The 25,966-nt window shown below is 54.8% G+C and carries 20 protein-coding genes, 4 tRNA genes and 4 pseudogenes; 7 read left to right on the plus strand and 21 right to left on the minus strand.

The genetic code is table 11. The features are described from left to right. Positions 1-339: 339 nt before the first annotated feature. From NL510_RS22085 to trxA, 18 genes and pseudogenes are all read right to left on the minus strand, one after another. Positions 340-416 (minus strand) — tRNA-Pro (locus tag NL510_RS22085). Positions 417-463: 47 nt separating this feature from the next. After that, a tRNA-Leu gene (locus tag NL510_RS22090) sits at positions 464-549 on the minus strand. A 22-nt stretch (positions 550-571) separates the two neighbouring features. After that, positions 572-647: transfer RNA gene (locus tag NL510_RS22095), tRNA-His, on the minus strand. Positions 648-714: 67 nt separating this feature from the next. Next, positions 715-791 (minus strand) — tRNA-Arg (locus tag NL510_RS22100). Positions 792-896: 105 nt separating this feature from the next. Further along, a complete protein-coding gene (gene thrP, locus NL510_RS22105) occupies positions 897-2,279 on the minus strand; it encodes a bifunctional threonine/serine APC transporter ThrP (protein WP_253380404.1) in 1,383 nt (460 codons plus the stop codon). Positions 2,280-2,475: 196 nt separating this feature from the next. Further along, on the minus strand, positions 2,476-3,216 hold the full coding sequence (gene wecG / locus NL510_RS22110; RefSeq protein ID WP_253380406.1) for a lipopolysaccharide N-acetylmannosaminouronosyltransferase: 741 nt from the start codon (positions 3,214-3,216) through the stop codon (positions 2,476-2,478). 12 nt (positions 3,217-3,228) lie between these two features. Continuing rightward, entirely contained in the window at positions 3,229-4,578 is a 1,350-nt protein-coding gene (gene wzyE / locus NL510_RS22115) for an ECA oligosaccharide polymerase (protein WP_253380408.1), read from the minus strand. Further along, entirely contained in the window at positions 4,575-5,654 is a 1,080-nt protein-coding gene (locus NL510_RS22120; RefSeq protein ID WP_253380410.1) for a TDP-N-acetylfucosamine:lipid II N-acetylfucosaminyltransferase, read from the minus strand. The genes wzyE and NL510_RS22120 overlap by 4 nt, the downstream gene beginning before the upstream one ends. Further along, positions 5,651-6,901, minus strand: a complete 1,251-nt coding sequence (wzxE, locus tag NL510_RS22125; RefSeq protein ID WP_253380412.1) for a lipid III flippase WzxE — start codon at positions 6,899-6,901, stop codon at positions 5,651-5,653. Before wzxE ends, NL510_RS22120 begins: the two co-directional genes overlap by 4 nt. A 1-nt stretch (position 6,902) precedes the next feature. Then, positions 6,903-8,033 carry a dTDP-4-amino-4,6-dideoxygalactose transaminase gene (rffA, locus tag NL510_RS22130; RefSeq protein WP_253380414.1) on the minus strand — a complete coding sequence of 377 codons (1,131 nt, stop codon included), beginning with the start codon at positions 8,031-8,033 and terminating at the stop codon, positions 6,903-6,905. 4 nt (positions 8,034-8,037) lie between these two features. Next, complete coding sequence (rffC, locus tag NL510_RS22135; protein ID WP_253380416.1) at positions 8,038-8,715, minus strand: dTDP-4-amino-4,6-dideoxy-D-galactose acyltransferase; 678 nt, start codon at positions 8,713-8,715, stop codon at positions 8,038-8,040. Beyond that, entirely contained in the window at positions 8,712-9,974 is a 1,263-nt protein-coding gene (gene wecC / locus NL510_RS22140) for a UDP-N-acetyl-D-mannosamine dehydrogenase (RefSeq protein WP_253380418.1), read from the minus strand. Before wecC ends, rffC begins: the two co-directional genes overlap by 4 nt. Then, positions 9,971-11,101, minus strand: coding sequence for a non-hydrolyzing UDP-N-acetylglucosamine 2-epimerase (gene wecB / locus NL510_RS22145; protein ID WP_253380420.1), 1,131 nt, complete (start codon positions 11,099-11,101; stop codon positions 9,971-9,973). The genes wecC and wecB overlap by 4 nt, the downstream gene beginning before the upstream one ends. 57 nt (positions 11,102-11,158) lie before the next feature. Further along, the gene (gene wzzE / locus NL510_RS22150; protein WP_253380422.1) at positions 11,159-12,205 is read right to left on the minus strand and encodes an ECA polysaccharide chain length modulation protein; all 1,047 of its coding nucleotides are present in this window, start codon (positions 12,203-12,205) and stop codon (positions 11,159-11,161) included. Between the two features lie 12 nt (positions 12,206-12,217). Further along, the gene (gene wecA, locus NL510_RS22155; protein WP_253380424.1) at positions 12,218-13,321 is read right to left on the minus strand and encodes a UDP-N-acetylglucosamine--undecaprenyl-phosphate N-acetylglucosaminephosphotransferase; all 1,104 of its coding nucleotides are present in this window, start codon (positions 13,319-13,321) and stop codon (positions 12,218-12,220) included. A gap of 240 nt (positions 13,322-13,561) precedes the next feature. After that, the gene (rho, locus tag NL510_RS22160) at positions 13,562-14,821 is read right to left on the minus strand and encodes a transcription termination factor Rho (protein WP_001054528.1); all 1,260 of its coding nucleotides are present in this window, start codon (positions 14,819-14,821) and stop codon (positions 13,562-13,564) included. Positions 14,822-14,909: 88 nt separating this feature from the next. After that, a pseudogene (locus NL510_RS22165) lies at positions 14,910-15,006 on the minus strand (rho operon leader peptide). A 156-nt stretch (positions 15,007-15,162) separates the two neighbouring features. Beyond that, entirely contained in the window at positions 15,163-15,492 is a 330-nt protein-coding gene (gene trxA, locus NL510_RS22170) for a thioredoxin TrxA (RefSeq protein ID WP_095283908.1), read from the minus strand. Between the two features lie 143 nt (positions 15,493-15,635). Between trxA and rhlB the strand changes: the two genes are divergently transcribed. The 5 genes and pseudogenes from rhlB to NL510_RS22195 all read left to right on the plus strand — a co-directional run. Next, on the plus strand, positions 15,636-16,904 hold the full coding sequence (gene rhlB, locus NL510_RS22175; protein ID WP_253380427.1) for an ATP-dependent RNA helicase RhlB: 1,269 nt from the start codon (positions 15,636-15,638) through the stop codon (positions 16,902-16,904). Between the two features lie 6 nt (positions 16,905-16,910). Further along, positions 16,911-18,413 carry a guanosine-5'-triphosphate,3'-diphosphate diphosphatase gene (gene gppA, locus NL510_RS22180; protein WP_253380429.1) on the plus strand — a complete coding sequence of 501 codons (1,503 nt, stop codon included), beginning with the start codon at positions 16,911-16,913 and terminating at the stop codon, positions 18,411-18,413. Between the two features lie 3 nt (positions 18,414-18,416). Beyond that, positions 18,417-18,651 (plus strand): annotated as a pseudogene (locus NL510_RS23130) (helix-turn-helix domain-containing protein); the annotation flags it as partial. Beyond that, positions 18,652-19,015: pseudogene (locus NL510_RS22190) on the plus strand (hypothetical protein); the annotation flags it as partial. Further along, positions 18,990-19,492: pseudogene (locus tag NL510_RS22195) on the plus strand (DUF554 family protein); the annotation flags it as partial. The pseudogenes NL510_RS22190 and NL510_RS22195, both read left to right, overlap by 26 nt. Here NL510_RS22195 and rep read toward each other — a convergent pair. Further along, complete coding sequence (gene rep / locus NL510_RS22200; RefSeq protein WP_253380430.1) at positions 19,470-21,497, minus strand: DNA helicase Rep; 2,028 nt, start codon at positions 21,495-21,497, stop codon at positions 19,470-19,472. The pseudogene NL510_RS22195 and the gene rep overlap by 23 nt on opposite strands. A gap of 85 nt (positions 21,498-21,582) precedes the next feature. On the opposite strand from rep, the gene ppiC reads away from it, so the two are divergent. Further along, positions 21,583-21,864 carry a peptidylprolyl isomerase PpiC gene (gene ppiC / locus NL510_RS22205; protein ID WP_253380432.1) on the plus strand — a complete coding sequence of 94 codons (282 nt, stop codon included), beginning with the start codon at positions 21,583-21,585 and terminating at the stop codon, positions 21,862-21,864. A gap of 40 nt (positions 21,865-21,904) precedes the next feature. Here ppiC and ilvC read toward each other — a convergent pair whose 3' ends face one another. After that, a complete protein-coding gene (gene ilvC, locus NL510_RS22210) occupies positions 21,905-23,380 on the minus strand; it encodes a ketol-acid reductoisomerase (RefSeq protein WP_253380434.1) in 1,476 nt (491 codons plus the stop codon). A 152-nt stretch (positions 23,381-23,532) separates the two neighbouring features. On the opposite strand from ilvC, the gene ilvY reads away from it, so the two are divergent. Continuing rightward, positions 23,533-24,423 (plus strand): HTH-type transcriptional activator IlvY, encoded by an 891-nt coding sequence (ilvY, locus tag NL510_RS22215; protein ID WP_253380436.1) that lies wholly within the window; start codon positions 23,533-23,535, stop codon positions 24,421-24,423. Here the strand turns inward: ilvY and ilvA are convergent. Further along, complete coding sequence (gene ilvA / locus NL510_RS22220) at positions 24,420-25,964, minus strand: threonine ammonia-lyase, biosynthetic (RefSeq protein WP_253385065.1); 1,545 nt, start codon at positions 25,962-25,964, stop codon at positions 24,420-24,422. The two genes, ilvY and ilvA, sit on opposite strands and share 4 nt — an antisense overlap. Between the last annotated feature and the right edge of the window lie 2 nt (positions 25,965-25,966).

Below are 25,966 nucleotides of genomic sequence, written 5' to 3' on the forward strand. Positions count from 1 at the left end.
AGGCCCTAAGGCGAACATAAGAGGTGGAATGAGCATCTACAGATCTATTATTGCACATAACATGCCAAAGTGGCATACAGAACCTGTCGAGCGCGCAACATTTTAAGATTAAAGGAATTTATGCGGGTCGCCTCACTTCTGCACCACAAAAAAAGCGGGCTCCTGCAGACAATGTGTCGCCAGGAAGAGACAGCAACAGGCCTGCGGGATAATCGTCAGGCTTTTCAATAGATTGTATGTCGCTGAATCACGACAGAATGAAAGGGCGTTGTGCGAATATGACGACAAACGTGAAACGCGGCAGAAAATAAAAAACCCCGCCGAAGCGGGGTGGAAAATTGGTCGGCGAGAGAGGATTCGAACCTCCGACCCACTGGTCCCAAACCAGTTGCGCTACCAAGCTGCGCTACTCGCCGATGTACTGCTTTTTTTGAATTTTTAGTTCAATTCATTTAAAAAGTCGTGGTGCGAGGGGGGGGACTCGAACCCCCACATCCTAAGGACACTAACACCTGAAGCTAGCGCGTCTACCAATTCCGCCACCTTCGCAATTCACAACTCTTTCAAATAATGGGGTGGCTAATGGGATTCGAACCCACGACAACTGGAATCACAATCCAGGGCTCTACCAACTGAGCTATAGCCACCACTGTATTTTTAAATTACGCGGTACTGACTACTTCTCAGACCACCGCAGCTCCAGCACCGGGTTAATGGTGCGCCCGACAGGATTCGAACCTGAGACCTCTGCCTCCGGAGGGCAGCGCTCTATCCAGCTGAGCTACGGGCGCTTAGCGCCGTTGCGGGGCTGGATATTACGTACCTCCGCCCCCGCTGTCTAGTGCTTTTTTGAAAAATATGCGCGTTTGGTTATGCTTTGCACACTTTGTCGCTTATTACTCCACTTTCACGCGAGTAGTACGGCGGCCGAGGGCAAAAAGTTTATATGCCACCGTCACCGCAGCAAGGAAGATCATCCCGACAAACAGCGACATGCGGGTGTCTTCATTTAAGTACATCCCGATTAAGACGCAAATCAGGAACGCCATGGTCATATAGTTCGCGTACGGGAACATTATCGAGCGGAACGGATGGCTGGCAATTGCCTGCTTGTGCGCCTGGCGGAACCGCAGCTGGCTTATCAGGATAACAAACCACGGAATCATCCCCGGCAACACGCTGGCGCTATAGACGTATACAAACACCCGCTGCGGATTAGGGATGATGTAGTTCAGGCAAGAGCCGACCAGCAAAATCGCAATCGACACCGCCACGCCTGCAACCGGCACGCCCGCTCGGGAGACTTTCCCCATTGCCGCCGGCAGCTGGTTGTTTTTAGAAAGGGCATATAGCATACGCCCACAGCTGTACATGCCGCTGTTACAGCCAGACAGCGCTGCCGTCAGCACTACAAAGTTGATGATGCCAGCCGCCGCCGTGATGCCAATCTTCGCGAAGGTGAGTACAAATGGGCTGCCAGTGGTGCCGATTTCGTTCCACGGGAAGAGGGTGACGATAACGAAAATCGCCCCCACGTAGAAAATCAGGATCCGCCACAGCACCTTGCCAACGGCGCTACGCAGGGTAACCTGCGGATTTTTCGCTTCACCGGCGGTGATCCCAATAAGCTCTACCCCCTGGTAGGAGGCGACCACGATACAGAGCGCCGTCAGGAAGCCTTTCCAGCCGCCCGCGAAGAAGCCACCGTGTTCAGTGAGGTTACCAAAGCCAAGGGATTGTCCGCCGTTGCCAAAGCCAAAGAAGATCACCCCCAGCCCGACCACAATCATGACGATGATTGTGGTGACTTTGATCATCGCGAACCAGAATTCGATCTCGCCGTAGAGGCGCACGGCAGCAAGGTTTGCCAGCGCTACTAGCCCCACAGCAATGAGCGCGGGTATCCACTGCACCATGTCCGGGAACCAGAACTGCACGTAGACCCCTATCGCGGTGATTTCTGAGATGCCAACCGCCATCCACATAAACCAGTACGACCAGGCCGTGAGGTAGCCAAAAAACGGGCTCATGTAGCGATGCGCGTAAACTGCGAATGAACCGGCTACGGGTTCCAGGAAAAGCATCTCGCCCATAGAACGCATGATGAAGAAGACGAACAGCCCGGCGATAATATACGCCAGCAGAACGGAAGGCCCTGCCCATTGGAGCGTACTGGCGGAGCCCATAAACAGGCCCACACCAATAGTGCCGCCAAGCGCGATCAATTCAATATGTCGAGCTTCCAGCCCACGCTGAAGCTCCGGTTTTTTCTCTGCCATAAATCCTCTGTTGTGTTTACTGTTTCCCGGCTTTGTACCAGGTATAGTTTTTAGGGGTACTGAAATACGGAGCGAATGGTTTCTTAAAATCGGCCAAATGGCAAACGATGCATTAAAAAAATGAATGCATTGCACAGAATCGCAGCAGTTTTGCAGGAGAGTTGCAGCGCGAACAGCATGTCGCGCTACATTTTGATTACAGCTTGCCGGTGTAGTGCCAGGAGAGGTAACGCAGCAGTCGAATCTGCCGTTTGATGCGCGTCGGTTGCGATAACAGACGGTATAACCACTCCAGCCCCAGGTTTTGCCACACTTTAGGGGCACGTTTAACGTGGCCGGTAAAGACGTCGTAGGTGCCGCCAACGCCCATATACAGGGCACTCGGGCACACCAGACGACAATCTTGCATCAGGATCTCCTGACGCGGCGACCCCATCGCCACGGTGACGATTTTCGCCCCGCTGTCGCGCACGCGTTCAAAAAGCGCCTGCCGATCGTCCGCGTTGAAGTACCCATCCTGGCTGCCGACAATTTTAACATTCCATTGCCGCTGGAGTTTTTGCACCGTCTGCGCCAGCACTTCCGGCTTACCGCCGATCAGGAATACCGGCGTGCCTTCCTGGCCTGCACGCGCCATCAGCTGTTCCCAGAGATCGGCTCCCGCCACGCGCGAAACATTTGCGCCAGGATACTTTTTGCGCACAGAACGCACCACGCTGATACCGTCCGCGTATTTAAACTCGGCCGCGTCAATCAGGCTTTTTACTTCAGCGTTCTCTTCAATTGCCAGCATCTTCTCGGCGTTAATAGCCACCAGCGTACCGGATGTTATCTGACCGTCCGCAAAGAGAAAATCCAGCGCATGGTGCATATCACGCCAGCCAATAAGCTCGAGGCCACGCAGCGCATAGCGCGGTGCAGAAGTTATATCAGTCATTACGATCCTTACTCAGACTTGCGACAGCGTTGTGCGGTGAGACGCACGCTTGTGTACCAGCCCTGCGCTATCAAACAGCCAGTACAACAGCCTGGCGAGCAGCAGGCAGATGCCAAATACGACCATAAAAAACACCACCCGCGAGACGAACGAATCCAGCCCCTCGCGCGCCAGTACGATCATATTGAAAATGGCGCCAAAACAGAAACTGTGCAAAATCGCGGCCTTGTAGCGGTTCGTCTCTTCATTGCCACGCACGTAGAGCCAGTCAAACCATTTGATAATCAGCCCGACAGCCACCGCCCCGGGAAGGATAAACCAGGTGCCCCCCATGACCACCAGCGAGCCAATCAGCGTAGGAGATATCGCCAGGCCGGAATGGTTATTCAGGACTTCCCACGTAAAGTAGTTTGCCGTATTGAGTACAACCCCCGGGCGGTCTGGCCACAGCCACGTTGGGATAAAGACATAGAAGTCACGCGCAATCGGGGCCAGGCCCTGGAAATCGATTTTGTCGTAGTTTTGCAGCAGCAAGGCCAGGTTTTCCCACGGCGAGAAGGTATCGCGCGTGAGGTACAGAAAGGTGTAAAACGCTTCGTCGCCAGCCACGTTAAGCCCGTAGCGCTTCAGCGCCAGCCAGAACATGCCCACGATGCCAAACACCCCGGCAGCAGCCAACATCCACAGGGAGATCCACCCGCGGATGATACCAATGAACAAGAAGATGGCGAAGGCGATGATGATGTTAGCCCGCGTGCCGCCCACGATCATGTAGGTCAGAACACCGAAGGCGACGGTGCTGACCAGGAAAAACAGCCACGCCTTGCTATCCTGACGCAGGAAAAAGATCACCAGCATCGCCGGAATAAAGAAGTAGAAGAAGCGCTTGAGCGCCACGCCGGAGACCTCGGCAGAAAAGATCTGGCTGTAGGAGTGCAGCTTAAAGAGCAAAAAGCCATTGTGCATAAAGAAGATGCCCACACTCACCAGCGCGATGGTCATCAGCATCACCCACGTCAGGTGCGCCTCCACGCGATTGATGGTGAACATTGGCCGCCGTGGCGCACTGGCTTTCACTGCGCGCAGCCGCGTTTTATAGGTGATGTAGTACACCGCATAGAAGCAGGTTGCCGACAACAGGGCCTGAAGCAAAATTTCAGGAGGCGCAACCGCCACATCAAAGCGAAAGACCAGAATGCTGGTCAGCGGGAAGCCGAAGAAAAAGGTCAAAAGAAACAGTAACGAGAAGAAGACGTTAAAGTTGAAACGCACGCGGCGGAATTCAAACCAGGTGAGCGTGGCGATGAGTAATGTGCTCAGAAGCCAGACCACCAACAAGCCGCTGAATTGCAACTGGCTCATGCTTTGTCTCCTGAGGCGATGCGCAGCGCACGGCGCCACGACGTAAGGTAGTTTGGGCTGAAGAAGTCGATGGTGCTTTTGTCCACCAGCGCAAGCTGTCGCTGCGCTTCGCGTACCACATTGAGGCTTAGTGTATCCGAGGTAAACAATACCGGAACATGTTGTTCGGCCATATCCTGCCAGAACGGGTTGTCGCGGTTGAGCACGCACGGGATCCCCGCCTGAATAAGCAGGCACAGCGTACCAATCCCCTGCTGACGGGCAAAGATGAAATAGCCGAGATCGCAGGTGCGAAGCAGCGCCAGGTAGTCATCAAATTCCAGCTTATCGCGCAGAATATGCAAATTTTCCGCACTAAAGAGCGCAAGCCCCTGCCGCTGAACCTCATCGATATACGCATCATTGTTGGCCGGATAGCCCATCGGCACAACCACGTTCACCGTATCGCCAAACTGCTGATGCACTGCCCGCAGCGCCGCAACATGCTCGTTACTGCGATCGCCGGAATTACCGACCAGAATCGTCAGTTCGCCCTCACGCGGCGTATCGTCAGCCATGCTGTTGAGCGCGGGGTTCATCCGGGTGGGGAAGTAGAGTAGCTCACCGCGAACATCAGGGTGCAGCCTGGCAAAGTGATTGAGATCGCCGCGCGTGGCAAACACGCGGCCCACACGCCCTTGCGCCATGCGGCGAAGCGGGTAGAAGAGACGGAATTTCCAGTTGCAGGACACTTCATAGAGATCGGCCCCCCAGATATGCCAACTGCACTGGGAAGATTTGATGCCGCCGCACAGAAGCGACATCCACAGTCCAGTATTGAACTGCCCATGGAAGAAGAAGCGCTGTTCACGATCCGCTTTAGCTTTCGTGATAACCGCTTTCGCCAGTGCCGCTTTATCTGCCCAGAAGGTCATGTTAAGCGCCGGGTACGCCGCGCTCAGGCCATTGTCCTGGCCTGCAACCATAAACTCGCACGCATCAGGGTTGTCCGATGCCAGCGCATCATTGAAAAACCGCAAAACGGTCTGGTTATGGTGTGGGATATCCGACCCCAGGATGTGAATCAGTGCAGTCATGCGCGTTTACGCCAAAGTAAAAATACGCCGCAGCAGGCAGCGAAATAAACGATATAGGTTGCCATATAAGCCTGCGCCGCGCCCAGAGCGCCATGTGAAGGGATCAGCCAGTGTGAGAACGCCGTCAGCAGCGTAAACTGGCTGATTTCCGCGAGGATATACAAGCGCAGCGAGGCTTTCGCAATCACCAGATAGCCAAAAACGTAAGCGCCTACTTTCAGCACATCACCCACCAGTTGCCAGGCAAACAGATCGCGCATGGCGGTAAACTTTGCCGAGAAGAGCAACCAGATGGCGACATCGCGCAATAGCCAGACGGTAAAACTGGCGGCCGCGACGGCAGGAAGTACAAAACGCAGAGAGCGGAAGATCTCCCGGGTAATCTCTTTTTTAACGGTCAGGCGCGATAAGGTTGGCAGCAAATAAACGCTAAAGGAAGCCGTAATAAACTGAAGGTATGCGTCTGAAATACTGCTTACCCCCTGCCAGATCCCCACTTCATCCCAGCTGTAGTGCGCTGCCAGCAGGTTTCGCATCATCACATAGGCCACCGGGAGGGTCACTGACGTAATGAGCGCCATCAGGGTGAATTTCCCTAACTGGCTGGCCAGCACCTTGTCCAACAGGGGTTTCAGGTAGCTTAACGGGATAACGCCCCTGCGCATCAGCATAAACGCCGCAGGCACAACAACTAACGCTGGCACCAGCGCCAGCCCCAGCAGCGCGCCTTCGTAGCCGCCCAGACGGTAGCAAACATAATAGGCGATGACGCCAATGATGCTGCCGACGATCAGCGCAAGGGCGTTCCCGGCAGCATCACGAAAACCTTTCATCAGCGCCAGCAGGAGGTTAGCCCAGGCTATCCCCATCTGAACCAGCGCAACCAGACGCACCAGCCCCTGATAGTGCGAATGCCCAAACAGACCCTGGCTGATGGGCGCCGCCGCCAGCAAAAACACGACAGCCAGCAGCGTCGAGAAGCCCAACACCATCGCCGAAGAGGTGCCTACCACCCGGCGGAGTTGAGCGGCATCGTCATGGTGCTGAGCCACGTATTTGGTGACGCCATTGAAGATGCCAGCCCCGGCCAACACCCCGAGCACGGTGACCAACTGGCGGAAATTGCCCGCCAGCCCGACGCCCGACGGGCCGAAAGAGACCGCCAGCAGCTTGACGACCAGCAATCCGGCGCCAATTTTGACGAGCGTGGACGCGGCGGTCCACACCGATGCTTTTGCCAGAGACATATCAGCCGAAATAGCTCAGTAGCGTAGTAATCACCGTGCGCTGGTTAACCGGCGTGAGGTTGTAGAACAATGGCAAACGAAGCAAACGCTCACTTTCTTTGGTGGTGTAGCGGTCTTCACCCGCAAACACGCCAAACGCCTCGCCAGCCGGGCTTGAGTGCAGCGGAATGTAATGGAACACCGCCATGATCTCAGCTTCTTTCAGCCAGGCAATCAGCTTAGTGCGATCGTCGTTATCGCGCAGTTTGATGTAGAACATGTGGGCATTGTGGACACAATCTGCCGGCAGGGTTGGCAGCACAATGCGCCCGGCCTGTGCCAGCGGCTCCAGCGCGTCATAGTAAGTTTGCCACAGGGACAGACGCTGGAGATTGATACGCTCCGCCGCCTCCAGCTGCGCCCACAGGTACGCGGCCTGCAAATCCGCCATCAGATAGCTTGAGCCGATATCGCGCCAGGTGTATTTGTCTACCTGCCCGCGGAAAAACTGGCTGCGGTTGGTGCCTTTTTCGCGGATCACTTCCGCACGATCCACCAGCGCGCGATCGTTAATCAACGTCGCACCACCTTCACCGCCCGCAGTGTAGTTTTTGGTTTCATGGAAGCTAAAGCAGCCAATATGGCCGATGGTGCCCAGCGCCCGGCCTTTGTAGGTGGACATCACGCCCTGGGCGGCATCTTCCACCACAAACAGATCATGCTTTTTAGCGATCGCCATTATGGTGTCCATTTCACAGGCCACGCCCGCGTAGTGAACCGGAACAATCGCCCGCGTTTTCTCAGTGATCGCCGCTTCAATCAGCGTTTCATCGATATTCATGGTATCCGGACGGATATCCACAAAGACGATTTTCGCCCCGCGCAGGACAAACGCATTCGCCGTGGAGACGAAGGTGTAGCTAGGCATGATCACTTCATCGCCAGGCTGGATGTCCAGCAACAGCGCGGCCATTTCCAGCGACGCCGTACAGGATGGCGTCAACAGCACTTTGGCGCTGCAAAAACGCTGCTCCATCCACTGCTGGCAGCGACGGGTAAAACCGCCGTCACCGCAAAGTTTGCCGCTGCCCATAGCAGACTGCATATAGTCAAGTTCGGTGCCCACAACGGGGGGCGCGTTAAATGGAATCATCTTGTCACCTGTATAGCCAGTAGGCGGTGCTTTCAATGTTGGCACCACTCGCAATGTAACGTTTAAGCGCGGCGGTGTTGCCCATTTGGGTCCCCACCCGCAGAGTTGAAAGCTGTTGCTGCTGCGCCCAGTACAGCGCCGCCTGCATAAGTTTCTCGCCCATGCCGCGCCCGGCGAGCAGGCCGATGCGGGCCTCGCGACCGGTAAGCTGACGAAGCGAGACAAATCCCTGAATCTGGCCGTCTGGCGCGCGGAACACCAGGCAGACGTGGTCGAACGTCCCTTGAACCGCATTCTCTACCCACCGGGCATAGAAGCGTCCGCTATCTTCCGGCGCGTACCAGGGCGCACGAAAGCGGCTTTGCGCAAACGCCCGGGCAGCAAGCTGACGCAGAGCCGGGATATCCTGCTCCGTTGCGATCTCTGCGCCTGGCGCAACATGGCGGGTCAGCGTAATGGCGAGATCAATTTCCCCTTCAACCAGTTGAAACCCGCGCTGCTGAACCGCCTCAAGCAGGTCGGTGCGGCTCGCTGAAACCTTCGCCTGCACGCGCGACCAGGCCGAAAAGTCTGCCTCCGCAAGCGCTGGCGCGTCTTCATTCAGACGCACAATTGCTGAGGGACGCGCAAAGAAACGGCTTTCCCACGCCAGGGGCTCGAGCACCCCGTTAAGCTCATTCAACGCCATACGCCTTTGGTATCAATAAGATAACGTTGCTGAACGCTATCGCCCGGCGTCGCTTTGAACTCATTGTGATCCACCAGCAGTACCAGAACATCCGCCGTTGCCAGGGCATCATCCAGGGCGGTAAGCGTGCAGTGTCCCGCCAGCTTTGCCGGTAGCTCATGAATATTTGGCTCAACCACCAGCGTTTCGCCCTGGTGCCAGCCAGCGATTGTTGCGGCAATTTCCATCGCCGGACTTTCGCGGAGATCGTCAATATTCGGTTTAAAGGCCAGCCCGAAGCAGGCGATTTTCAGCTCGCTGGCGCGTTTACCGCTCTCGGCCAGGCAATCCGCAACCGTGGCTTTAACCTGGTTGAGCACCCAGCGCGGTTTGCTGTCGTTGACCTCCCGGGCGGTACGGATCAGCCGCGCCTGATCGGGGTTTTGCGCCACTATAAACCATGGGTCGACGGCGATACAGTGGCCACCTACGCCCGGGCCGGGCTGGAGAATGTTGACGCGCGGGTGACGATTGGCGAGGCTAATTAGCTCCCAGACGTTAATCTGCTGGTCGGCGCAGATAAGCGACAGCTCGTTCGCAAAAGCGATGTTGACGTCGCGGAAGCTGTTTTCGGTCAGTTTGCACATTTCTGCGGTGCGGGAGTTGGTCACCACACATTCGCCTTCAAGGAAAATCTTATAAAGCGCGCTGGCACGTTCGGAGCAGAGCGGGGTCATGCCGCCAATCACGCGGTCATTTTTGATTAGCTCGACCATAACCTGACCTGGCAGCACGCGCTCCGGGCAATAGGCGATATTGATATCAGCCTGCTCACCCGCCTGCTGTGGGAAGCTTAAGTCCGGACGGGCCTCGGCCAGCCACTGTGCCATCTGTTCGGTTGACCCTACCGGAGAAGTCGACTCGAGGATCACCAGCGCCCCTTTCTTAAGGACTGGCGCGATGGATTTCGCCGCCGCTTCGACGTAGACCATATCGGGCTCGTGCTCGCCCTTAAAGGGCGTCGGGACCGCGATCAGATACGCATCGGCCTCGACCGGCGTCGTGCTGGCGCGCAGGTACCCTCCCTCAACCGCCTCTTTCACCACGCGGTCCAGATCGGGCTCGACGATATGAATTTCACCACAGTTAATGGTGTCCACCGCGCATGCGTTGATGTCGACACCCACAACCTGCTGCTGACGAGAGGCAAAAGCCGCCGCAGTAGGCAACCCAATGTAGCCAAGACCAATGACAGAGATGGTAGTAAAACTCATAGCGAGACCCGATTGTGTTTAAGTGCATGCAAAATTCGACCGCAAGCCTGCCCATCACCGTACGGGTTATGGGCCAGGCTCATCGCCCGATACGCTTCATCGTCGTGCAAAAGGCGAGTCACTTCTTCAACAATACGCTGCGTGTCCGTTCCCACCAGGCGTACCGTGCCCGCCTTAACGGCTTCCGGGCGTTCCGTAGCGTCACGCATGACCAGCACCGGCTTGCCAAGGGAGGGGGCCTCCTCCTGAATACCGCCTGAATCGGTGAGGATCAGCCAGGCATGGTTCATCAGCCAGACAAACGGCATGTAGTCCTGCGGTTCAATCAGGAAGACGTTATCCACATGGCCCAGAATACGGTTAACCGGTTCGCTAACATTAGGATTGAGGTGTACCGGGTAGACAACCTGCACCTCTTCGTTCTGAGCGGCTATCTCAGCCAGCGCATGACAGATTTGCTCGAAACCGCGACCAAAGCTTTCGCGGCGGTGTCCCGTCACCAGGATGGTCTTTTTGCCGTTATTCAAAAACGGATAACGTGCGGTAAGCTGGCTTTGCAGAGTGTCATTCGATACCACACGATCGCGCACCCAAATCAGCGCATCAATGACCGTATTACCCGTGACAAAGATCTTCGCCTCGCTGATATTTTCACGCAGCAGGTTCTGGCGCGAGTTTTCCGTTGGCGCGAAGTGGTACATCGCCAGGTGCCCGGTGAGCGTTCGGTTCGCCTCTTCCGGCCACGGCGAGTACAGATTACCGGTACGCAGACCGGCCTCAACATGACCAACCGGGATACGCTGATAAAACGCCGCAAGGCTGGTCGCCACGGTGGTGGTGGTGTCGCCATGCACCAGCACCACGTCCGGCTTGAAGGACTCCAGAATCGGTTTTAATCCTTCCAGAATACGGCAGGTGATCTCCGTTAATCCCTGCCCCGGTTTCATAATATTAAGATCGTAATCCGGCACAATAGAAAAGAGAGATAAGACCTGATCGAGCATCTCCCGATGCTGAGCAGTGACGCACACTTTCGCTTCAAAATCAGGATCCCTGGCCAGCGCGTGGACCAGAGGTGCCATCTTAATGGCCTCTGGCCTGGTGCCAAATACGGTAAGTACTTTCACATCGATTCTCTTCGATTAACCGATGAAGGCGAACCGCCTCCATCGTAAATGGCATGCTTAACTTTCACGATGACGCGTTAACGCCACACCTGCGCCAATTAGCGCGCCGACGATCCCCCACATGATCATCAGGAATGCCCGACGTGGGCTGTCGCGTTTGACGGGCTCTTCAGGCGTTCGCAAGTAACGATAGGTCTGAAAACGCGGGTCCAGAGTCGGCCCCACATTTAGCGTATTGAGCATTGCGCGGTTTTGATCGTAGTCGAGGTCGAATTCAGGCCCAACGGCCTGCTGGTTTTCCAGGCGCGCCTGCAGCATCGGACGCCCAAGCAGGAACATCTCGGAATCCGGCAGTTCATCAGCGGGCACATCCGTCTCGGTGCGGGAGATATTCCGCTGTTCGGCAATTTTCAGCGCCTGCTCAAGGTTGTGTACGCGCCGGGCGAAAATGGCTTTCGCTACCTCTTCCTGACGCTTTACCTGCGCTTTCATCTGGATAGTACGCGCCGCCCATGCCCCTTTTAGCTCATCATTAAGATGGCTTGCGGCACGCTGGCTGGCAAAAGCGACGTACTGGCGCAACAGGTTGTTGGCATCCGGCGCAGTTTCCGCGATCAGCTTAACGCTGTCGTTAACATTTCGCAGCGCATCGCCCGGCATAAACTGGATGTTGTTTATCATGTCATCCAGCAGCGCGGCATCGGCTTTGCTGTTCCCGGCCATGCGTTGCTTGTAATAATCCGTCTGGCTCCAGAAATCGCGACGCGTATCCCAGGAGGCCAGTTGCATCACAAACTCCCGGTAAGACTCATCCATAACCGAAGCCTGGTCCGGGGAGGCAAGATTGGCTTTGATATCCAGGTTACGCAGGAACTGCTGCTGGGAATAGAACCCCCCCAGCATATTCACCGTGGGTTTATCCGTTATCGCCGTCGCACTCCACTCCTGCCTGGCAAAAAACGTATAGGCGAGCGCGATGAGCGCAAATCCCAATGCGACGCCAATAATCCACAGTTTGCCCGCCCACAAAACGCGAAACAAGCCACGAATATCCAGCTCATTCTCGTTCATTTCTGATTTTGCTCCCACCAACGGTTGAGTCATCACAATCCCAGTTTATTTAGTTAAAGTTGGATTATTACCACTATTTCGACGCATCCTGCGTTTTACGCGCTTTATGAAACGCGCCACTTTCCAGGCGCGTTTGATGCAATAGCCATATAGAGAAAACGCTAGCAAAAACAGTACCAACATGACCCACTCAGGAACAAAGTGGGCATATTCCGCCGCCACGCCAATGCCAGCCAGAACGGCCGCCGCCAGCGTGATCAGCACAAATGCCTGACGGGAAGTAAATCCTGCGCGCATGATCAAATGATGAATATGCTGGCGATCGGCGGAGAAGGGACTCATCCCTTTACGCAGGCGACGATACATAATGGCGACCATATCCATTAACGGAATGGCGATTATCCACAGCGCCGTGACCGGGCTAATCGGGTGGACTTTACCCTGGGTCGTTTCCAGCAAAATCCAGATAATAGTAAAGCCGATAAGCGTGCTGCCAGCGTCGCCCATAAAGACTTTATAGCGGCGCCCCAGGACGCCGAGGTTGAGCATGATATAGGGCAGAATGGCGGCAATCATGGCGAAGCACCACATGGCGAGGCTGTATTGCCCATCAAACCACAAGATGACACCTATAGCGGCAAACGAAACGCACGAAAGCCCTCCGAGCAGCCCGTCAATGCCATCCACCATATTGAATGCGTTTATTGCCACCCACACGGCGAACAGGGTCAGGAAATAGCCGAACGGACCGAGCTCCATCTCCCAGGAGCCAACGATATAGCCCAGGCTGCTCAAATGCAGTTTTGCAAAGACCATCATCGCAATGCCGACGGCGGCCTGCACGAAAGCGCGAATTTTGACGCTAATGTCGTAGCGATCGTCGAGCGCACCGACCACCACCAGCACGGTCGCACAGATTAGGTACAGTTTGACATGCGGAATATAGTAATCAGCAATCGCGAAGGCGAAACAGATACCCGCAAAAACGGAGATGCCCCCCACCAGAGGGATCATGCCTTGATGGCGTTTTCGGAAGTTGGGTTTATCCACTAACCCCAGATATTTCGCCACCTTACGTGCCAAAAACAGAAAGCAGGTGGTGAATAAGAAAATACTGGTAAGTTCAGTAAACGTATCAAGTAGGTTCACAATGGATGTTCTCAACAAAGTTAGTCAAGGAAGTATAACCATGAAGTCGCTAAGCCAGAAGGCATAAAGCAAACCCCTTACAATCCCATTTGTTTACTATTCAATCTATTAATGTTTTTACTGTACGAATAATCTCATTGTCGCATCGGATGCTCAAAATTGGCAGTCTGCGGTTATAGCCTATAAGCCATAAAAGAAAAACGCCACGTAAAAACGTGGCGTTTACTGGGATTATTTACGTTACGAGCGTTTCATCATGTCGAAGAAATCGTCGTTAGTTTTGGTCATCGCCAGTTTGTTAATGAGGAATTCCATTGCGTCGATTTCACCCATTGGGTGGATAATTTTGCGCAGTATCCACATTTTTTGCAGCTCTTCCTGGGTAGTGAGCAGCTCTTCTTTACGGGTACCGGAACGGTTGTAGTCGATGGCCGGGAAGACGCGCTTCTCAGCGATCTTACGAGAGAGGTGCAGTTCCATGTTGCCTGTACCTTTAAACTCTTCGTAGATAACTTCGTCCATTTTGGAACCGGTGTCGATCAGCGCCGTAGCGATAATGGTCAGGCTGCCGCCCTCTTCCACGTTACGCGCGGCGCCGAAGAAACGCTTCGGACGGTGCAGGGCGTTAGCATCAACACCACCGGTCAGGACTTTACCGGAAGCCGGGACAACGGTGTTGTACGCACGAGCCAGACGGGTAATGGAGTCGAGCAGGATGATCACATCTTTTTTGTGCTCAACCAGGCGTTTCGCCTTCTCGATAACCATTTCCGCGACCTGAACGTGACGGGATGCGGGTTCGTCAAAGGTAGACGCGACCACTTCGCCTTTCACCAGACGCTGCATCTCGGTCACTTCTTCCGGACGTTCGTCGATCAGCAGTACCATCAACACACAGTCTGGGTGGTTGTAGGCAATGCTCTGGGCGATGTTTTGCAGCAGCATGGTTTTACCCGCCTTTGGCGGTGCCACAATCAAACCACGTTGACCACGACCGATTGGCGAGGCCAGATCCAGTACGCGCGCCGTTAAGTCTTCGGTAGAACCGTTACCCCGCTCCATACGCAGACGAGAGTTTGCGTGCAGTGGTGTTAAGTTCTCAAACAGGATCTTATTGCGCGAGTTTTCAGGTTTGTCGTAGTTAACTTCGTTAACTTTCAACAGCGCAAAGTAGCGTTCACCCTCTTTAGGAGGACGAATCTTACCTGAAATGGTGTCACCAGTGCGGAGGTTGAAACGGCGGATTTGGCTTGGGGATACATAGATGTCGTCGGGGCCGGCGAGGTAGGAGCTGTCTGCAGAGCGGAGGAAACCAAATCCGTCTTGCAATATCTCCAGCACACCGTCGCCAAAGATATCTTCGCCACTCTTAGCGTGCTGCTTCAGGATGGCGAAGATGATGTCCTGCTTACGCATACGAGCCTGGTTTTCCAGCCCCATATTTTCGCCGAGAGTAATCAGCTCAGAAACCGGCGTATTCTTTAATTCGGTAAGATTCATAATGGTGTGGGTTCTTAAACTCGGGGTGATACTCGAACTTAATATTGTGAATGGTATGGCAGGGTCATCCATGCCTGTTTAGCGGCCATCAACTCATGTCTCTTCGCTGTCTGGTTACAGGGAAAGAACGCAGAACTGAAACGACAAGACGGATTGAGTGACAAGCCCGGAATCTGCAACTTCACGCACTGTTTATGTCAACAACTGGGAAGTATCGGGTAAAACAAGATTCAAACAACAAGATATGTTTAAAATGAAGTCATAGCTAACTTAGCACGACTAAGGCCGGGCGTCCAGAGATCCGTACAAATTAGGTGCTCTGGACGCTCAACCGAGAAACCTTACGCCAGGTTAGCGTCAAGGAACTCTTTCAGTTGACCTTTGGACAGTGCGCCCACTTTGGTCGCCGCCACTTCGCCATTTTTAAACAGCAGCAGGGTCGGAATGCCACGGATGCCGTATTTCGGCGCGGTGCCCGGGTTCTGGTCGATGTTCAGTTTGGCAATGGTCAATTTGCCCTGATATTCGTCAGCGATCTCATCCAGAATCGGGGCGATCATTTTGCAGGGACCACACCATTCAGCCCAGAAATCGACGAGGGTGAGCCCGTCAGCCTTAAGTACGTCCGTGTCAAAACTGTCGTCAGTCAGGTGAATAATTTTATCGCTCATATATAACTCCACAGGAATAAGCCTGGTACGTTGGTTTCGCCCCATCAACGACGTGTTGATGTCGCATTAACCAACTAAAGGTTGACTTTATTTCACCGGATACGCTTTCGTAAAGCAATAGTAAGCTGATATTCTACCACACTATGAGCAAAACACATTTAACAGAACAGAAGTTTTCCGACTTCGCCCTGCACCCAAAAGTGATTGAAGCCCTTGAAAGTAAAGGTTTTCATAACTGCACGCCCATTCAGGCCCTCGCGCTGCCGCTGACGCTGGCAGGACGCGATGTTGCAGGGCAGGCGCAAACCGGTACTGGCAAAACGATGGCGTTTTTAACGTCAACGTTTCATTATTTACTTTCTCACCCAGCGATTGCAGACCGCAAAGTTAACCAGCCGCGCGCGCTAATAATGGCCCCGACGCGAGAACTGGCGGTACAGATCCACGCAGACGCTGAACCCCTGGCGCAGTCTACCGGCCTGAAACTCGGCCTGGCCTATGGCGGCGACGGTTATGATAAACAACTGAAAGTGCTGGAAAGCGGTGTGGATATCCTGATCGGTACCACCGGCCGTCTTATCGACTACGCAAAACAGAATCACATTAATCTCGGCGCAATCCAGGTGGTAGTGTTGGATGAAGCTGACCGTATGTACGATCTGGGCTTCATCAAAGACATCCGCTGGCTGTTCCGCCGCATGCCTGCAGCGAATCAACGTTTGAACATGCTGTTCTCGGCGACCCTTTCTTACCGCGTTCGTGAACTGGCGTTCGAACAGATGAACAACGCCGAATATGTGGAAGTGGAGCCGGAGCAGAAAACGGGTCACCGCATTAAAGAAGAGCTTTTCTATCCTTCTAATGAAGAGAAAATGCGCCTGCTGCAAACGCTGATCGAAGAAGAGTGGCCAGACCGCGCCATTATCTTCGCGAACACCAAACACCGCTGTGAAGATATCTGGGGCCACCTGGCTGCAGACGGTCACCGTGTTGGCCTGTTGACTGGCGATGTCGCGCAGAAAAAACGCCTGCGGATCCTGGAAGAATTTACCCGTGGCGATCTGGACATTCTGGTGGCAACAGACGTGGCTGCGCGTGGCCTGCATATTCCAGCCGTGACGCACGTCTTTAACTACGACCTGCCAGACGATTGCGAAGATTACGTACACCGCATTGGTCGTACCGGCCGTGCCGGGGCTAGCGGACACTCAATTAGCCTTGCGTGTGAAGAGTATGCGCTGAATCTTCCGGCCATTGAGACCTATATCGGTCACTCCATTCCGCAAAGCAAATACAATCCCGAAGCGCTGTTAAGCGAACTGCCACCGCCTAAGCGCCTCACCCGCGCACGCCCTGGCAATGGCCCGCGCCGTTCCGGTGGCGCACCGCGTAATCGTCGTCGTTCAGGTTAAAAAGATATGCTCAGCTCCACCTCGCTCTATGCGGCAATTGATCTCGGTTCGAACAGTTTTCATATGCTGGTGGTGCGCGAGGTGGCCGGAAGCATACAAACGCTGACGCGCATCAAGCGCAAGGTCCGCCTCGCGGCGGGCCTGAGCAGCGACAATGTTCTCTCCCTTGACGCCATGGAACGTGGCTGGCAGTGTCTGCGCCTTTTTGCCGAACGTCTGCAGGACATCCCGCCGACGCAGATCCGCGTTGTGGCGACGGCGACGCTCCGCCTGGCGGTAAACGCTGCGGATTTTATTGCCCAGGCACAGGACATTCTCGGTTGTCCGGTTCAGGTCATCAGCGGTGAAGAAGAAGCGCGCCTGATTTATCAGGGCGTGGCGCACACCACGGGCGGTGACGATCGCCGTCTGGTGGTGGATATCGGCGGAGCCAGTACCGAACTGGTCACCGGTACAGGTGCTCAGGCAACATCACTGTTCAGCCTGTCAATGGGCTGCGTGACCTGGCTTGAGCGCTATTTCACCGATCGCAACCTCGCGAAAGAGAACTTCGATGAGGCGGAAAGAGCCGCTCGCGACGTGCTACGCCCGGTCATGGACGAACTGCGCTATCAAGGCTGGAAAGTGTGCGTGGGGGCGTCCGGAACCGTACAGGCGTTGCAGGAAATCATGATGGCTCAGGGTATGGATGAGCGGATCACGCTCGTTAAACTTCAGCAGCTAAAACAGCGCGCCATTCAGTGCGGCCGTCTTGAAGAGCTTGAAATTGAAGGCCTGACGCTCGAACGTGCGCTGGTTTTCCCAAGCGGGCTCGCGATCCTGATCGCCATTTTTAGCGGATTGAACATTCAGTGTATGACTCTGGCTGGCGGCGCGCTGCGCGAAGGGCTGGTCTACGGGATGCTACACCTGACGGTCGATCAGGACATCCGCCGCCGCACCCTGCGCAACGTACAGCGCCGTTTTCTCGTCGATACTGAGCAGGCAGGCCGCGTGGCGCAACTGGCATCGCACTTTGCCGATCAGGTGAAGAACATCTGGGAGATTGAACCCTTAAGCCGCGATCTCATGCTAAGCGCCTGTGCACTACATGAAATTGGTTTGAGCGTGGAATACAAGCAAGCGCCGCTGCATGCCGCCTGGCTGGTACGAAATCTCGATTTGCCCGGCTTCACCCCGGCACAAAAAAAGTTACTGGCAACCCTGCTGCTGAACCAGACTAACGCCGTTGATCTCTCTTCATTACACCAGCAAAATGCCGTTCCCCCACGCGTGGCCGAGCATCTTTGCCGTTTACTACGCCTGGCTATCCTGTTTGCCAGCCGCCGACGCGATGATTTGCTGCCCGCCATTACGCTGGTAGCCGAAGAGGAGCAACTGTCGCTGACGATGCCAGAGAAGTGGCTGGATAATCATCCGCTTGGTGCAGAACTGTTTGAACAGGAGTGCCAATGGCAGAGCTATGTGCACTGGGTGCTTAGGGTGAATAACGGTTCGACGGTGAGGTAATTTATAGCCCGGAGGGTACATGCAGGAAGAGCTAAATTTTATTTCTCTGCCCTCTACCGTCTGGGAAATGTCTCTGGCTGCGGACTCCCTTGATATCAGCCAACCGACAGGCAGCCTACTATTAAAAAAATTGCGGGCACATTTTGCCGACCCGCTATTTGTTCGTACGGGTCAGCGAATGTTTCCGACCCCGCGCGCTGAAGCCATTTCTTCCACCATTTCCACGCTACTGCAACTGGGGATGAAAGGTGCGCTAATCAACGGCTATGAGAGCCTGACAGGCTCGGTCAAGGGCTTTGCGCAGGAGACCGCCGTTCACGCTATTCGCCTGATGACGAGCGGCCTTTTCGATCGTTATCCAGATCTCAATCTGGTACTGGGCGACCTCGGTGGATTATCCGTATGAAGATATTTATTAAGCCTGCGACTGGTTTGACCCACTGGTAATGGACGCGGAATTGAAAAATAAAATCGCCTGGGAGAATGCCAGCCGCGTATTCAATATTAAAAACATTTCCATTACGGCCGGGCCTGTTATCAGGCCCGGATTGTCTATTAATGGTGAAGGAGAGAGTCATGCCGATAGGTATTTTTGTATGTAGCGGTTCATTAGTGGTTTGGGCTATTGCTGGCGCCTTTCTGAATAAATTTATACCAGAGCAGTTTAAGAAAACTCTGCCGCTTATTTCCGGACTAATCTCTATGAGTATGGGCGTGTTTTTCCTCGTTAAATTGATCAACCTGCCACCTATAGCGTTAGCGATGATCCTGGGCACGATTATTGGCGGCCTGCTGAATATTGAGAAATGGATTGAAAGAGCAGGCTCCCGATTACGCGCGTACCGATTGAACGGATCTTTCCAATCCAGACGAGTTCCGACATGGACGAGGAAAATTATATCAATCAGTTTATTGCGATGCTGATCCTCTTCTGCGCCAGCGGCACGGGGATTTTCGGCGCGCTGACTGAAGGAATGACCGGTGACCCCACCATCCTCCTGACAAAATCGATCCTTGATTTCTTTACCGCCGCCATTTTCAGCCGTCTGGCAACACTTACTGGGCTGATTTTTTGGCCTTTGCCAGCATGGCTTTGATATTCGCCACGTTAGCTTGACCTTTATGCATGCGTTCTTCTGCGGTGATCACTTTGCGCTCCTGCTCCCAGAGCAGGTCGTCCTGAGGAAGCTCCAGCAGGAAGCGGCTCGGCTCCGGGCGCACCAGCTCGCCGTACTGTCTGCGCTCTTTGCACAGCGTGAAATTAAGCTCTCTCTGGGCACGGGTAATGCCGACATAGGCCAGACGCCGCTCTTCGTCGACGTTATCTTCATCAATGCTGCTCTGGTGCGGCAGTAATCCCTCTTCCATACCCACCAGATAGACATACGGGAATTCCAGCCCTTTCGAGGCATGCAACGTCATCAGTTGCACCTGGTCGACTTCTTCTTCGCTTTCGCCACGCTCCATCATGTCGCGCAGCGTAAAGCGTGTGACCACCTGCGTCAGGGTCATCGGCTCGTCAATCTCGGAGCCTTCCAGCATTTCGGTCATCCAGCCAAACAGCTGGTTGACGTTTTTCATGCGCATCTCTGCCGCTTTCGGGCTGGCAGAGGTTTCATAGAGCCAGGATTCGTAATCGATACCGTGGATGAGATCGCGCACCGCCGCTACAGGCTCACGTTCTGCCAGGCGTTGCACCTCGCCTAACCAGTGAGTAAAGCGGGTTAAATTGTCATAACCACGTCCGGTTAACGTCTGGCTCAGCCCCATATCGAAGCTGGCGGTAAACATGCTTTTATTGCGGGTCATTGCCCATTCACCCAGCTTTTGCAGCGTCGCCGGGCCAATCTCACGTTTCGGCGTGTTAACAATACGCAGAAACGCGCTGTCGTCATCAGGATTCGTGAGCACCCGCAGGTAAGCCAGCAAGTCTTTGATTTCAGGACGCGAGAAGAACGAGGTGCCGCCGGAAATTTTGTACGGGATGCGGTTTTGCATCAGCATCTTTTCAAAAACGCGCGACTGGTGATTGCCGCGATAGAGGATCGCGTAATCCTTGTATTCGGTTTTATTGACGAAGTGGTGGGCAATCAGTTCACCGGTGACACGTTCGGCCTCATGCTCCTCGTTATTGGCGCTAAGGACTTTCAGTTCTACACCGTAACCCAACTCTGAGAACAGGCGTTTTTCGAACACGTGTGGGTTATTGGCAATCAGGATATTCGCCGCTTTCAGGATACGCCCGGAGGAGCGGTAGTTTTGTTCCAGTTTAATCACCTGTAGCGCCGGGAAATCTTTGCTCAGCAGCACCAGGTTTTGCGGACGTGCGCCGCGCCAGGAGTAAATTGACTGGTCGTCATCGCCTACCACAGTAAAACGCGCCCGCTGCCCCACCAGCAGTTTTACCAGCTCATACTGGCTGGTGTTGGTATCCTGATATTCATCCACCAGCAGGTAACGGATCTTGTTTTGCCAGCGTTCGCGCACCTCTTCATTCCGCTGCAGCAGCAGGGTCGGCAACAGGATCAAATCGTCAAAGTCCAGCACGTTGCAGGCTTTCATATGTGCATCGTACAGGCCATAGCAGTGCGCGAAGATCCGATCCCGTTCGCCTTTAGCACTCGCCGCCGCCTGAGCAGGTGTCATCAGATCGTTTTTCCAGTTGGAGATCGTTGAGATCAGCTGCTGCAGCAGAACTTTGTCATCTTCAATCAGCCCTTCAGTGAGCTCTTTAAGCAGCGCCACCTGATCGGTGTCATCGAAAAGCGAGAAGTTAGACTTCATTCCCAGCGCCGCATACTCGCGTTTAATGATATCCAGCCCCAGAGTGTGGAATGTGGAGATCATCAGGCCGCGCGCCTCTTTGCGTCCCAGCGTCTGGCCGACACGCTCTTTCATCTCACGCGCCGCTTTATTGGTAAAGGTGACCGCCGCAATGTGGCGAGCCTGATAGCCGCAATGGTGGATTAGATGGGCGATTTTATTGGTGATCACGCGGGTTTTACCGGAGCCAGCCCCCGCCAGCACCAGACAGGGTCCAGTGACAAATTCGACGGCTTGTTGTTGTCCGGGGTTTAAACGCATAAATGATCACTCAATGAAAGTCAGGAGGGGAGAATTACAGCGTGGTAGTATAGCGAGCCTAATCCATACCACTCAAGGCGCGATCATGGCAAAAACAGCAGCAGCAGTGCATATCCTTGTTAAAGAAGAGAAACTGGCTTTAGATCTTCTGGAACAGATTAAAAACGGTGCCGACTTCGGCAAACTGGCGAAGAAGCACTCCATTTGCCCGTCAGGCAAACGCGGCGGTGACTTAGGTGAATTCCGCCAGGGCCAGATGGTTCCGGCATTCGATAAAGTGGTCTTCTCCTGCCCGGAACTGGAGCCAACTGGCCCACTGCACACGCAGTTTGGCTACCATATTATCAAGGTGTTGTACCGCAAATAAGCAGCAAGGCCCTTTCTTCGTGGGAGAGGGCCTGTTGGGATTAACCCGCGACAGCAATACGTTTCATATCGGTCATGTAGCCACGCAGTTTATGGCCCACATTCTCAATCGCATGGCTGCGAATCGCTTCATTTACGTCACGCAACTGGGCATTATCTACCGCGCCTTCAGCAACGGCTTTACCCAGATCGCCCGCCTGCAGCGTTGTCATAAACTCTTTCAGCAGCGGTACGCACGCATAAGAGAACAGGTAGTTGCCGTACTCTGCGGTATCAGAAATTACCACGTTCATTTCGTACAGACGCTTACGGGCGATGGTGTTGGCGATAAGCGGCAGCTCGTGCAGTGATTCATAGTAGGCAGATTCTTCGATGATGCCGGAATCTACCATCGTTTCGAATGCCAGCTCAACGCCGGCTTTCACCATCGCGATCATCAGTACGCCTTTATCGAAGTACTCTTGCTCGCTGATTTTACCCTCGAACTGCGCAGCGGTTTCGAACGCGGTTTTACCGGTCTCTTCGCGCCAGGTCAGCAGATTTTTGTCGTCATTCGCCCAGTCCGCCATCATGCCGGAAGAGAATTCACCGGAGATGATATCGTCCATATGTTTCTGGAACAGAGGCGCCATAATGGTTTTCAACTGTTCAGACAGCGCGAACGCACGCAGTTTCGCGGGGTTGGACAGACGGTCCATCATCAGCGTAATGCCGCCCTGCTTCAACGCTTCGGTGATGGTTTCCCAGCCGAACTGAATCAGTTTTTCCGCGTATGCAGGGTCTGTACCCTCTTCCACCAGCTTGTCGAAGCACAACAGAGAGCCTGCCTGCAGCATGCCGCACAGAATGGTCTGCTCACCCATCAGGTCAGATTTAACTTCTGCCACGAAAGAAGATTCGAGAACGCCCGCACGATCGCCGCCGGTGGCCGCTGCCCATGCTTTGGCAATGGCCATACCTTCGCCTTTCGGATCGTTTTCCGGGTGCACCGCGATAAGCGTTGGTACGCCGAAACCACGTTTGTACTCTTCTCGTACTTCCGTGCCCGGGCACTTCGGTGCGACCATCACAACAGTGATGTCTTTACGGATCTGCTCACCCACTTCAACGATGTTAAAACCGTGGGAATAACCCAGCGCCGCACCGTCTTTCATCAGTGGCTGTACGGAACGCACCACGTCAGAGTGCTGTTTATCTGGCGTCAGGTTAACCACCAAATCCGCCTGTGGGATCAGCTCTTCATAGGTGCCTACTTTGAAGCCGTTTTCGGTGGCTTTACGCCAGGAAGCACGCTTCTCAGCAATCGCTTCTTTACGCAATGCGTAGGAGATATCCAGACCGGAATCACGCATGTTCAGGCCCTGGTTCAGACCCTGTGCGCCACAGCCGACGATGACCACTTTTTTACCCTGAAGGTAGCTCGCGCCATCGGCAAATTCTTCGCGCGCCATAAAGCGGCATTTGCCCAGCTGCGCCAGCTGCTGGCGCAAGTTGAGTGTATTAAAGTAATTAGCCATGGGTGATACCTCGTGATGTTGTGCGTCTTATTGTTCGGTTCGCGTTTCAGCGAGAATGTACCCACATTACATCAGGAAATTTATTGCGGAAATTGATATATTCACAACATCACGTTGCAATTTTTGCAATATAAAACGGGGGGGTGAAATCCATGGATTTACGCGATCTGAAATTGTTCCTGCATCTGGCGGAAAGCCGCCACTTTGGCCGTAGCGCGCGGGCAATGCACGTCAGCCCCTCCACGCTGTCACGCCAGATCCAGCGCCTTGAGGAAGACCTCGGCCAGCTCCTTTTTGTGCGCGATAACCGCACCGTCACCCTCACCGAAGCAGGGGAAGAACTGCGCGGGTTTGCCCAACAAACTCTGTTGCAGTATCAGCAGTTGCGGCACACCATCGATCAGCAAGGACCGTCTCTCTCCGGCGAGCTTCACATTTTCTGTTCTGTGACCGCCGCCTATAGCCATCTGCCGCCGATCCTCGATCGCTTCCGCGCTGAGCATCCGTCGGTCGAAATTAAACTCACCACCGGCGATGCCGCCGATGCGATGGATAAAGTAGTGACGGGTGAAGCCGATCTGGCCATTGCCGGGAAGCCCGAAACCCTGCCGGGCGCAGTAGCATTCTCAATGCTGGAAAATCTGGCTGTCGTGTTGATCGCTCCGGCGCTATCCTGCCCGGTGCGTAATCAGGTATCGGTGGAAAAGCCCGACTGGTTCACGGTGCCGTTTATCATGGCCGATCAGGGGCCGGTCCGCCGCCGCATCGAACTGTGGTTCCGCCGTCATAAAATCAGTAATCCGTCGATTTACGCCACGGTAGGTGGCCATGAGGCAATGGTGTCGATGGTGGCGCTGGGCTGCGGCGTGGCGCTGTTGCCGGAAGTGGTTCTGGAAAATAGCCCTGAGCCAGTGCGGAACCGGGTGATGATTCTGGAACGCAGCGACGAGAAAACTCCGTTTGAGCTTGGCGTGTGCGCACAAAAAAAGCGGCTGCATGAGCCGCTTATTGATGCATTCTGGAAAATATTGCCCAACCACTAGCCTGCCAGGAAGAACCTGAACGCCGGGTTGTGTGTTTCGTCGTGACAGTCATAGCCCAGCTCGTTCAGCCGGGTTTCGAAATCCGGTTCGTGCTCGCCCAGCTCAAACGCCGCCAGCACGCGGCCGTAGTCGGTACCGTGGCTGCGGTAGTGGAACAGGGAGATGTTCCAGTGCGTTCCCAGCGTATGCAGGAACTTAAGCAACGCGCCCGGAGATTCAGGGAACTCGAAGCTGAACAGACGTTCCTGAAGCGGCTTCGACGGACGCCCACCCACCATGTAGCGCACGTGCAGCTTCGCCATTTCATCGTCAGAGAGATCGACAACGCCGTAACCGCCTTCCTGCAGCAGGCTGAGGATCTCTTTACGCTCTTCCACTCCGCGGCTCAGACGCACGCCGACAAAAATGCACGCGTCTTTGGCATCGGCAAAGCGGTAGTTGAACTCTGTGACTGAACGACCGCCCAGCAGCTGGCAGAACTTGAGAAAGCTGCCCTTCTCTTCCGGAATGGTTACCGCTAACAATGCTTCACGCTGTTCCCCCAGTTCGCAGCGCTCGGAGACATAGCGCAGGCCGTGGAAGTTGACGTTGGCGCCGGAGAGCACATGCGCCAGACGTTCCCCGCGAATATTATGCTGCGTGATGTATTTCTTCATCCCCGCCAGCGCCAGCGCGCCGGACGGTTCCGCAACCGCACGGACATCCTCGAACAGGTCTTTCATTGCCGCGCAGATAGCGTCGCTGTCGACGGTGATGATGTCGTCGAGATATTCCTGACAGAGACGGAAGGTTTCATCGCCAATGCGTTTCACCGCCACGCCTTCGGCAAACAGCCCCACGCGCGGTAAATCCACCGGATGACCCGCATCCAGCGCCGCTTTCAGGCAGGCGGAGTCTTCCGCTTCAACGGCAATGACTTTGATTTGCGGCATTAGCTGTTTGAGCAGCACCGCCACGCCTGCGGCTAAGCCACCGCCCCCCACCGGCACAAACACGCGGTCGAGATGGGCATCCTGCTGCAACAGCTCCAGCGCCAGCGTACCTTGTCCGGCAATCACCATCGGGTGATCGAAAGGTGGCACCCAGGTGAACCCCTGCTGCTGCGCCAGTTCGATCGCTTTGGCTTTGGCTTCGTCAAAGTTGGCACCGTGGAGCAATACTTCACCGCCGAACCCACGCACCGCGTCAACTTTGATATCCGCCGTGGCGACCGGCATCACGATCAACGCTTTCAGCCCCAGACGCGCCGACGAGAAAGCCACGCCCTGAGCATGGTTGCCTGCAGACGCGGTAATGACGCCGTGCGCTTTTTGCTCGTCGGTCAGCCCGGCCATCATCGCGTAAGCCCCGCGCAGCTTGAAGCTGTGCACTGGCTGCCTGTCTTCACGCTTCACCAGAATAACGTTGTCGAGGCGCGAAGAGAGCTTTTCCATTTTTTGCAGGGGCGTGACCTGCACGGCTTCATAGACCGGCGCGCGTAGCACCGCCCGAAGATATTCCGCCCCCCCAGGGGCGGCGGATAAGGGTTGTGACTCGGCCATCA

Source organism: unidentified bacterial endosymbiont, assembly GCF_918797525.1.
Classification (GTDB): Bacteria; Pseudomonadota; Gammaproteobacteria; order Enterobacterales; family Enterobacteriaceae; genus Enterobacter.

Excerpts from the sequence above, each read along its gene's own strand:
- wecC (WP_253380418.1), bottom strand. The coding sequence starts at position 9,974 with ATGAGTTTTACTACCATCTCTGTCATTGGTCTTGGCTACATTGGGTTG.
- thrP (WP_253380404.1), bottom strand. The coding sequence starts at position 2,279 with ATGGCAGAGAAAAAACCGGAGCTTCAGCGTGGGCTGGAAGCTCGACAT.
- rffA (WP_253380414.1), bottom strand. The coding sequence starts at position 8,033 with ATGATTCCATTTAACGCGCCCCCCGTTGTGGGCACCGAACTTGACTAT.
- rhlB (WP_253380427.1), top strand. The coding sequence starts at position 15,636 with ATGAGCAAAACACATTTAACAGAACAGAAGTTTTCCGACTTCGCCCTG.
- wzxE (WP_253380412.1), bottom strand. The coding sequence starts at position 6,901 with ATGTCTCTGGCAAAAGCATCGGTGTGGACCGCCGCGTCCACGCTCGTC.
- ppiC (WP_253380432.1), top strand. The coding sequence starts at position 21,583 with ATGGCAAAAACAGCAGCAGCAGTGCATATCCTTGTTAAAGAAGAGAAA.
- ilvA (WP_253385065.1), bottom strand. The coding sequence starts at position 25,964 with ATGGCCGAGTCACAACCCTTATCCGCCGCCCCTGGGGGGGCGGAATAT.
- wzzE (WP_253380422.1), bottom strand. The coding sequence starts at position 12,205 with ATGACTCAACCGTTGGTGGGAGCAAAATCAGAAATGAACGAGAATGAG.
- gppA (WP_253380429.1), top strand. The coding sequence starts at position 16,911 with ATGCTCAGCTCCACCTCGCTCTATGCGGCAATTGATCTCGGTTCGAAC.
- wecG (WP_253380406.1), bottom strand. The coding sequence starts at position 3,216 with ATGACTGATATAACTTCTGCACCGCGCTATGCGCTGCGTGGCCTCGAG.
- rho (WP_001054528.1), bottom strand. The coding sequence starts at position 14,821 with ATGAATCTTACCGAATTAAAGAATACGCCGGTTTCTGAGCTGATTACT.
- trxA (WP_095283908.1), bottom strand. The coding sequence starts at position 15,492 with ATGAGCGATAAAATTATTCACCTGACTGACGACAGTTTTGACACGGAC.
- ilvY (WP_253380436.1), top strand. The coding sequence starts at position 23,533 with ATGGATTTACGCGATCTGAAATTGTTCCTGCATCTGGCGGAAAGCCGC.
- wzyE (WP_253380408.1), bottom strand. The coding sequence starts at position 4,578 with ATGAGCCAGTTGCAATTCAGCGGCTTGTTGGTGGTCTGGCTTCTGAGC.
- rep (WP_253380430.1), bottom strand. The coding sequence starts at position 21,497 with ATGCGTTTAAACCCCGGACAACAACAAGCCGTCGAATTTGTCACTGGA.
- NL510_RS22120 (WP_253380410.1), bottom strand. The coding sequence starts at position 5,654 with ATGACTGCACTGATTCACATCCTGGGGTCGGATATCCCACACCATAAC.
- ilvC (WP_253380434.1), bottom strand. The coding sequence starts at position 23,380 with ATGGCTAATTACTTTAATACACTCAACTTGCGCCAGCAGCTGGCGCAG.